The following is an 8,683-nucleotide window of genomic DNA, read 5'->3' as shown; positions in this document are numbered from 1 at the left end:
CACCAGCACCGGCCGCCCCACGGCCTCGGACAGCAGCGCCGCATCGGCGGCGGCATCCAGCAGGTCCAGCGCATGCGCTGGCGCATGCGCTGGCGCCTGCGCCGTGATCCCCGGCCACGAGGCCACCTGCAGCGCGTGCGCCGGCCAGTCGAGCAGCGCCGCCAGTTCGCGCCGGATCAAGGCACGCGCCGCGCCGGCGCCCGCGGGCAGCCACAGTGTCAGGCGGCCGTCCAGGCACCAGGCGGCCACCCGCTGGTCGCCGCAGGCCTGCGGCGGCTGCCAGATATATTCACGTTCTTGCGCCTCGGCCGTGCCGACGGTTGCGCAGGGGTCCTCATGCGCCGGCCGCCCGTCGCCGCGCCATGCCGGCTCCATGCTGGCCAGCGCCTGGCGTGCATGCAGCGGCGTCACCGCCACCACGCCCACGAAATGCTCGCGCCGCACCACCGCCACCACGCCCGCCTGCGCCCGTCCTTCGTCCAGGCGCACGCTGTCGAGCACGCTGCCGCGGTAGCGCGTGCCGTCCCAGCCGGCCAGCGGCGGGCGCAGCGCCAGCCCATGCAGCAAATCGGCAGGCGGCGCGACGGCAAAACCCGCGGCTTCGGGCAGCAAGGCGCTCATGCGCGCGCTCCGTCCGGTCCGTGCGGCGGCGTATCGGCGCGCAGCGCGATGGCGCGCCGCGCCGCCTGCATGATCTCGACGTGCGTGCCGCAACGGCACAGGTTGTGATGCAGTTCACTGCGCACGGCCTGCTCGGTGGGCGCGGGGTCGCGCCGCAGCAGGGCCTCGACCGTCATGATCATGCCGTTCAGGCAATAGCCGCATTGCGCCGCCTGGCACTCGATGAAGGCGCGCTGCGTCGGACCGGGCCGCTCGCGCGTGCCCAGCCCTTCGAGGGTCGTGACCTCGCGCCCCTGCGCCGCCCGTACCGGGATCACACAGGAGCGCGCCGCCACGCCGTCGATCAGCACCGTGCAGGCGCCACACTCGCCCAGCCCGCAACCATACTTGGGACCGTTCAGTTCCAGGTCGTTGCGCAGCACCAGCAACAGCGATGTGGCCGGCGGCGCCGCCACCCGCGCGGCGCGTCCATTGACCTTCAGGTCGATCGGATCGGGGGCGGGCGTGGATGTGGCGGCGTGTTCCATGGTGTGCGGGGCGAAGTGTGCGGTGGATGAAGGCGCGAACGCGTCAGGCCGCCTTGGCCTTCGGTTCGACCAGCGGCTCGCTGAACACGTCGTACCCGAAACACCAACTGGGATCCTCGTTGGTCCGCAGCCAGGTGTTGTCGTGCGAGATGCGCTGCACCTTGCTGGCGCGCTCGGCGCGGTTGGCCTCGTACAGCGCGAAAGCCAGTTCGTGATTATGCGCCCCCACTTCCTTGAAGCAACGCACCAGCATGGCGCCGTCCTCGATCGCCATCGCCGCGCCCTGCGCCATGTGCGGCTTCATCGGGTGGCAGGCGTCGCCCAGCAACACCAGGCGGCCGCGGCTCCACAACGGCAGCGGATCGCGTTCCAGCAGCGACCACTTGGTGACCTCGACGGTGGCGTCGATCAGGGCCTGCACCGTGGGATGCCAGCCCTGGAAGGCCTCGCGCATCTCGTCCTTGCTGCTGGGCAACCAGCGGTCGTTCAGGTCCCACTGCTCGACCGGCACGCCGGTCACGTAGTAGAGCTCGTCGGCCTTGCTGGTGACGAAGTACGTCATCATGTGGCGGTCGTCCGTCCACCATTTCACGCAGGCGTCGAACGGCAACATGCCGGCCTTGACCTCGGGGGTCGGGAACACCGCGCGGTGCGCCAGGTAGCCGGCGTATTTGGGGGGCTCCGGTCCCAGCAGTTCCTCGCGGATGCACGAATTGACGCCATCGGCGCCGATCACGATATCGGCGTGTTCGACGCTGCCGTCGGCAAAGCGCATCTCGACGTCGGCGCCGCGGTCGGTCACGCCGACCAGGTGCTTGGAATACGCCATCACGCGCTCGGGCAGCGCCTCGATCAGCAAGGCATGGAAGTCGCCGCGGTGCACCGTCAGGTAAGACGCGCCATAGGTCTTGACGGCATAGTCGCCCAGGGGAATCTGCGCCAGCACGTCGCCGGTCAGGCCGTGGCGGCTGTACCAGTAGTCGGGGTGCGACCCTTGGGCGTTGAGCGCGTCCTCGATGCCGATGCGGCGCAGGATCTTCATGACGTTGGGGCCGACGTGGATACCGGCGCCCAGCCGCGAAAAACTCGGCGCCTGTTCGTACACGCGCACGTCGAAGCCTTCCTGCAGCAGAAGCGATGCGGTGGCGGCGCCACCGAGGCCGGCGCCGATCACGGCGATGCGGGGGGATTTAGACAAGAGGCTCTCCTACTTTTCTATGCATACACTCTATTTTTTCCAGATGGGCAATTGGCACCAACATGGATCCGAAACAGCACACAGATGCCCAAAACAGTGCATTTTTATACACATATAGGTAAAAACCACTATGAACATCGGCTTTGCGATTCACCTCGCTGTTTGCAAGAATAGAGCGTCTACACTGTTTTTTTAATTTATCGAAAACCCTAAGATGGATCCGCGCTTCGCGTCATCACGCTCGATCCGCCGTCTGCGCGGCGCGAGCGATGACCGCCGGATCCCGTCCTGGCATCGACCCACCCGGAGCACGGCATGAGCCAACCATCCAGCACCTTCCTGTACGGCGCCAACGTCCACGCCAACGGCATCCGCCAGCACTATCTACGCTATGGCGGCGCGGGCGGCGCGCGCGCCGAACGCGACGCGCTCATCCTGATCCCCGGCATCACCAGCCCCGCCGTGACCTGGGGCTTCGTGGCCGAGCGCCTGGGTCAGCGCTACGACACCTATGTGCTGGACGTGCGCGGCCGCGGCCTGTCCAGCGCCGACCCCGGGCTGGACTACGGCCTGGATGCGCAGGCCGCCGACGTGCTGGCGCTGGCGCAGGCGCTGGGCCTGCAGCGCTACGCCCTGATGGGCCATTCCATGGGCGGACGCATCGCGGTGCGCGCGGCCCGCAGCCAGCCGGCCGGCCTGACGCGGCTGGTCATCGTCGACCCGCCCGTCTCCGGCCCGGGCCGCCGCCCCTACCCCGCCAAGCTGGCCTGGTACGTGGACTCGATCCGCCAGGCCACGCACGGCATGGACGCCGAGGCCATGCGCGCCTTCTGCCCCACCTGGACCGAGGAACAGCGGCGCCTGCGCGCGCAATGGCTGCACACCTGCCACGAACCCGCCATCGTGCGCAGCTTCGAGGACTTCGGACGCGACGACATTCATGCCGACCTGCCGCATGTGCGCGTGCCGCAGTTGCTGATGACCGCCGAGAACGGCGGCGTGGTCGGCGACGAGGACGTGGCCGAATGGCAGGGCCTGGCGCCCGACACCCTGCACCGGCGCGTGCCCGCCGCCGGCCACATGATCCCGTGGGACAACGAGGCCGGTTTCCACGAGGCGCTGGGCGACTTCCTCGAACCGCGCGGCTGAATCCCGCCCTTCCCCTTCTTCGACAGGAGTCCGCCATGCCCGTCAGCGACATCGACCTGATCCGCGCCTGGAAACAGGTGCTCACGCTTTCCCGCCTCGAAGCCGGCCAGACCGTGACCGTGCTCACCGGCGCCGACACCCATCCGCAGACGCTGCGCTGCGCCATCGCCGCCGCCGGCGACATGGGCGCGCGCGTCAACCGCCTCGACCTGCCGCCGGTCAACGGCGAGAAATCCCTCAGCCGCGACTCGCTGGCCTACCTGGGCACCACGCCGCTGACCGGCAACCCGGCAGCCATCGCCGCGCTCAAGGCCAGCGATCTGGTGCTGGACCTGATGACGCTGCTGTTCTCGCCCGAGCAGCACGAGATCCTGCAGGGCGGCACCAAGATCCTGCTGGCGGTCGAGCCACCCGAGATCCTCTGCCGCCTGGTGCCGACCGAGGCCGACCGCGCCCGCGTGCGCGCGGCCGCCGCGCAAATCGCCGAGGCGCGCCAGATGCGCATCACCTCCCGGGCCGGCACTGACCTGCAATGCCGCCTGGGCAGTTTTCCGGCGATTTCCGAATACGGCTTCGTCGACGAACCCGGCCGCTGGGACCACTGGCCCAGCGGCTTCGTGCTGACCTGGCCCGACGAGGGCCACAGCAACGGCCAGGTGGTGCTGGACCGCGGCGACATCCTGCTGCCGATGAAGGACTACGTCACCGATCCGATCACGCTGACCGTCGAGCGCGGCTACGTCACCCGCATCCAGGGCGGCCTGCAGGCCGAGGTGCTGCGCGACTACATGGCCTCGTACGAAGACCCCGAGGCCTACGCCGTCTCGCACATCGGCTGGGGCCTGCAGCCGCGCGCCCACTGGTCGATGCTGGGCCACTACGGCAAGGAAACCCACATCGGCATGGACGCCCGCGCCTTCGAGGGCAACTTCCTTTGGTCCATGGGGCCGAACAACGAGGCCGGCGGCCAACGCACCACCGCCTGCCACATCGACATCCCGATGCGCCACTGCACGGTGATGCTGGATGATCGCGCCGTCGTCATCGACGGCGTGGTGCAGGACGAACCCGGGCTGGCGCGCGCCGCCCGCCGCAAGGAGCTGGCATGACCACCACCGTTCCCGCCGGGGATATCTCGGCTTACGCCCGCCAGGGCTTTGGCACGCCGCTGCCGCTGAAGGCGCCGTTCGGCCTGCTGATCATCGACTTCGTCAACGGCTTCGCCGACCCCGCCGTGTTCGGCGGCGGCAACATCCCGCAGGCCATCGAGCGCACCCGCGCCTTGCTGGCGCACGCACGCCAACAGGGCTGGCCGGTGGCGCACAGCCGCATCGTGTTCTCGGACGACGACGCCGACAGCAACATTTTCTGCCTCAAGGTGCCGGGCATGCTGACTCTGAAGGAAGACAGCCACAACAGCGCCATCGTGCCGCAGCTGGCCCCCGCGCCCGGCGAATACGTGGTGCGCAAGAGCACGCCGTCAGCGTTCTACGGCACCATGCTGGCCCCGTGGCTGGCGCAGCGCGGCGTGCAGACGCTGGTGGTGGCCGGCTGCGTCACCAGCGGCTGCGTGCGCGCCAGCGTGGTCGACGCCATGCAGGCCGGCTTGCGGCCGCTGGTGGTGTCCGACTGCTGCGGCGACCGCGCGCTCGGACCGCACGAGGCCAACCTGTTCGACATGGCGCAGAAGTACGCCGCCGTCATGCCGCTGGAGCAGGCCCTGGCCGACATCGGCGCGCTGGCGGCATAATCCTTGATCGGCCCGGATCGCCTTCGCCCATGAACCTGCCCCATCCCCGCGCGCTGCACGACGCGCTGCTGAGCCACCCCGGCGCGCTGCTGGTCGTGCGCGCCCCCACCGCGCCGCCGCGCCCGGCGCCCGGGCAGCCGGGCGTGGTCTCGGATTACGTGCAGGACACGCCCGAGGTCTTCGTGGCGGTGCTGGCCGATGAGGCCGCGCCGGGCGGCTGGCGCGCGCTGGCCTTCAACGGTCACGTCGACCTGGGCACCGGCATCCGCACCGCGCTGGCGCAGATCGTGGCCGAGGAACTGCACGTGCCGATGGCGCGGCTGGAAATGGTGCTGGGCCACACCAACGCCACCCCCAACCAGGGGCCCACCATCGCCAGCGCCAGCATCCAGATCTCGGCCGCCCCGTTGCGCCGCGCCGCCGCCCAGGCGCGCGAGCGCCTGCTGGCGCGGGCCGCGCGGCAATGGGGCGTGGCGGCGGACACGCTGCGCCTGCGCGACGGCATCGTGCGTCCCGCCGATGCGGGCGACGAACGCGCCCTGCACTACGGTCAACTGGTGCAGGGCCGGCACACCCGGCTGGAGCTGGCCACCGATGATTCCCAGGTGCGGCTCAAGCCGGCCCGCGACTACACCGTGGTCGGCAGCGCCGTCGCGCGCGTCGACATTCCGGCCAAGGCCACCGGCGAACTGAGCTTCGTGCACGACGTGCGCGTGCCCGGCATGCGCCATGGCCGCGTGGTGCGCCCGCCGCACCCCGGCCGCGACGCCGGCGACTTCATCGGCCGCTGCCTGATCAGCGTCGACAGCGATTCCGTCGCGCACCTGCCGGGCCGCGTCCAGGTGGTGGTACAAGGCGATTTCATCGGCGTGGTGGCCGACCGCGAGGAACAGGCCGAAGCCGCCATGCGCGCGCTCAAGGTGCGCTGGAAACCGGTGCCGCCCGCGCCCGTGCTGGACGACCTGGCCAGCGCCATCCGCGCCAACCCCGCGCGCCGCCGGCTGCTGCTGGAAGAAGGCGACGTCAAGGCCGCCTGCGACGCCGCCCCAGTGCGCCTGCGCCGCACCTACGTCTGGCCCTACCAGATGCATGCGTCCATCGGGCCGTCCTGCGCGGTGGCCGACCATCGCGACGGCCGCCTCACCGTGTGGGCCGGCACCCAGAATCCGCACATGCTGCGCGCGGACCTGAACCGCCTGCTCAAGCTGGGCGAGGACCGCATCGAGATCATCCGCATGGAGGCCGCCGGCTGCTATGGCCGCAACTGCGCCGACGACGTCTGCGCCGACGCCGCGCTGCTGTCGGCCGCCGTCGGCGCGCCGGTGCGGGTGCAACTGATGCGCGACCAGGAACACCAGTGGGAACCCAAGGGCACCGGCCAGTTGATGGACGTGGCCGCCGCGCTGGACGACGACGGCCGGCTGCTGGCCTATGACTTCGAGGTGCGCTATCCGTCCAACGACGCGCCGCTGCTGGCGCTGCTGCTGACCGGCGCCGTGCCGGGCGAGCCGCGCGTGCTGGAAATGGGCGACCGTACCTCCGTGCCGCCCTATCGCTACCCCAGCCGCCGCATCGTCTGCCACGACACCGCGCCGCTGGTGCGCGCCTCGTGGCTGCGCGGCGTCTCGGCGCTGCCCAGTTCGTTCGCGCACGACTGCATGATCGACGAGCTGGCCGAGGCGGCGGGCGCCGACCCGGTCGCCTTCCGGCTCAAGCACCTGGACGATGCGCGCGCCATCGCGCTGCTGGAGGCGACGGCGGCGCGCGCCGGCTGGCAGGCCGGCGTGGCGGGCAGCCGTGGCCAGCCCGGCGCCGACGGCCGCCTGCATGGGCGCGGCGTGGCCTACGCGCGCTACGTGCACAGCAAGTTCCCCGGCTTCGGCGCCGCCTGGGCGGCCTGGGCCGTTGACCTGAGCGTGGACCCCGCCAGCGGCCGCATCGCCATCACGCGCGTGGTGGTTGGCCAGGACACCGGCATGATCGTCAACCCCGACGGCGTGCGCCACCAGATCCACGGCAACGTCAACCAGACCCTGAGCCGCTGCCTGCTCGAGCGCGTGCAATTCGACGCGGCCGGCGTGGCCAGCCGCGAATGGGGCGGCTACCCCATCATCGGCTTCAAGGACCTGCCGCCCATCGACGTGCTGCTGATGCCGCGCCAGGACGAAGCGCCCATGGGCGCGGGCGAGTCGGCCTCGATCCCGGGGCCGGCGGCCCTGGCCAACGCCCTGTTCGACGCCACCGGACGGCGCTTTTACCAGGCGCCGTTCACGCCAGACACGGTGCGCGCCACGCTCGCCCAATCCCTCCCCGGCCGAGGTCCGCATGCTTGATATCGACACCCAGGTGCTGCAACAGGCCGCGCAATGGCAGCGCGACGGCATTCCCGCATGGCTGGTCACCGTGGCGCGCACCTGGGGCTCGTCGCCCCGGCCGCCGGGCGCGTTGATGGCCCTGAACTGCCGCGGCGAAGTGGCCGGCTCCGTGTCGGGCGGCTGTATCGAGGACGACCTGGTCGAACGCGTGCGCGCCGGCGCGGTCCTGCCGGCGCGGCCCGAGGTTTTGCGCTACGGCGTGCAGGCCGACCAGGCGCGCCAGTTCGGCCTGCCCTGCGGCGGCACCCTGGAACTGGTGATGGAAGGCATCGGCCCCGCCAGCCAGTTGCCTGCGCTGCTGGAACACTGCCTGCGCCGCGATTGCATCGAACGCGAGCTGGACCTGGCATCCGGCGCTGTCAGCCTGCGCCGCGGGCCCGCCGACGCCCTGCCGCGCCTGACGGCCGCCACCTTCACTTCGCACTTCGGCCCGTCGGTGCGGCTGATCGTGATCGGCGCGGGCGACACCAGCGGCTATCTATGCCAGATCGCACAGACACTGGGCTTCGAGATCATCGTCTGCGATCCGCGCGACACCCAATCTCCGGCCTGGACGATACCGGGCGCGGTCCACAGCCGCGAGATGCCCGATGACCTGATCCTGCGCCTGCGGCCCGACCGCCGCACCGCCATCATTGCGCTGAGCCACGATCCCAAGCTCGACGACCTGGCGCTGATCGACGCCTTGCAGTCGCAAGCGTTCTACGTGGGCGCGATCGGCTCGCGCCGCAACAGCGACACGCGCCGCGCGCGGCTGCGCGAGCATTTCGGCTTGGATGATGAGGCCTTGCGCCGGCTGCGCGGCCCCGCCGGGGTCTACATCGGCAGCAAGACGCCTGCCGAAATCGCGCTGTCGATCATGGCCGAGATCGTCGCCGCCAAGAACGGCGTGGCGCCGGAACGGCTGGAAAGCGTAGCCGCCGGCAAGGCGCGCGGCCGGGCCGATGCGGCAATGACGGCCGATGCCTGCCGCACCTGATCCGGCCGCCGGGCGCGGCCGCGCCCCGGGCGATGCCAGCCATCGCCGGGCCGCGCCGGCCCTGCCCGCGCGGCCTCGCGCGCC

General features: G+C 70.9%; 7 protein-coding genes and 1 pseudogene. 5 read left to right on the top strand and 3 right to left on the bottom strand.

Annotated features, from left to right (window positions below; genetic code table 11):
- The 3 genes and pseudogenes from AC6LKG_RS05770 to AC6LKG_RS05760 form a co-directional block, all read right to left on the bottom strand.
- Positions 1-621: pseudogene (locus AC6LKG_RS05770) on the bottom strand (cytochrome c); the annotation flags it as partial.
- Positions 618-1,148: a (2Fe-2S)-binding protein gene (locus AC6LKG_RS05765; protein ID WP_498163420.1), complete on the bottom strand. Its 531-nt coding sequence runs from the start codon at positions 1,146-1,148 to the stop codon at positions 618-620. The pseudogene AC6LKG_RS05770 and the gene AC6LKG_RS05765, both read right to left, overlap by 4 nt.
- 43 nt (positions 1,149-1,191) lie before the next feature.
- The gene (locus tag AC6LKG_RS05760) at positions 1,192-2,346 is read right to left on the bottom strand and encodes an FAD-dependent monooxygenase (protein ID WP_498163418.1); all 1,155 of its coding nucleotides are present in this window, start codon (positions 2,344-2,346) and stop codon (positions 1,192-1,194) included.
- A gap of 315 nt (positions 2,347-2,661) precedes the next feature.
- Here AC6LKG_RS05760 and AC6LKG_RS05755 point away from each other — a divergent pair, with 315 nt between their 5' ends.
- Genes AC6LKG_RS05755 through AC6LKG_RS05735 form a run of 5 tightly spaced genes read left to right on the top strand, consistent with a single transcriptional unit; the run spans position 2,662 to position 8,599 of the window.
- Positions 2,662-3,495: an alpha/beta fold hydrolase gene (locus AC6LKG_RS05755; protein WP_498163416.1), complete on the top strand. Its 834-nt coding sequence runs from the start codon at positions 2,662-2,664 to the stop codon at positions 3,493-3,495.
- 35 nt (positions 3,496-3,530) lie between these two features.
- On the top strand, positions 3,531-4,604 hold the full coding sequence (locus AC6LKG_RS05750) for a 2,5-dihydroxypyridine 5,6-dioxygenase NicX family protein (RefSeq protein WP_059271050.1): 1,074 nt from the start codon (positions 3,531-3,533) through the stop codon (positions 4,602-4,604).
- Positions 4,601-5,245: an isochorismatase family protein gene (locus AC6LKG_RS05745; RefSeq protein WP_498163415.1), complete on the top strand. Its 645-nt coding sequence runs from the start codon at positions 4,601-4,603 to the stop codon at positions 5,243-5,245. The genes AC6LKG_RS05750 and AC6LKG_RS05745 overlap by 4 nt, the downstream gene beginning before the upstream one ends.
- A 29-nt stretch (positions 5,246-5,274) precedes the next feature.
- A complete protein-coding gene (locus tag AC6LKG_RS05740) occupies positions 5,275-7,578 on the top strand; it encodes a xanthine dehydrogenase family protein molybdopterin-binding subunit (protein WP_498163414.1) in 2,304 nt (767 codons plus the stop codon).
- A complete protein-coding gene (locus tag AC6LKG_RS05735; RefSeq protein WP_498163412.1) occupies positions 7,571-8,599 on the top strand; it encodes an XdhC family protein in 1,029 nt (342 codons plus the stop codon). The genes AC6LKG_RS05740 and AC6LKG_RS05735 overlap by 8 nt, the downstream gene beginning before the upstream one ends.
- Positions 8,600-8,683: the final 84 nt, after the last annotated feature.

Source organism: Achromobacter sp. 46006 (assembly GCF_059761975.1).
This window is presented reverse-complemented; position numbering and strand designations above follow the sequence as displayed.

Bases quoted from the DNA above. Each gene is read 5' to 3' on its own strand.
- AC6LKG_RS05735 (WP_498163412.1), top strand. From the start codon at position 7,571: ATGCTTGATATCGACACCCAGGTGCTGCAACAGGCCGCGCAATGGCAG.
- AC6LKG_RS05755 (WP_498163416.1), top strand. From the start codon at position 2,662: ATGAGCCAACCATCCAGCACCTTCCTGTACGGCGCCAACGTCCACGCC.
- AC6LKG_RS05765 (WP_498163420.1), bottom strand. From the start codon at position 1,148: ATGGAACACGCCGCCACATCCACGCCCGCCCCCGATCCGATCGACCTG.
- AC6LKG_RS05745 (WP_498163415.1), top strand. From the start codon at position 4,601: ATGACCACCACCGTTCCCGCCGGGGATATCTCGGCTTACGCCCGCCAG.
- AC6LKG_RS05740 (WP_498163414.1), top strand. From the start codon at position 5,275: ATGAACCTGCCCCATCCCCGCGCGCTGCACGACGCGCTGCTGAGCCAC.
- AC6LKG_RS05750 (WP_059271050.1), top strand. From the start codon at position 3,531: ATGCCCGTCAGCGACATCGACCTGATCCGCGCCTGGAAACAGGTGCTC.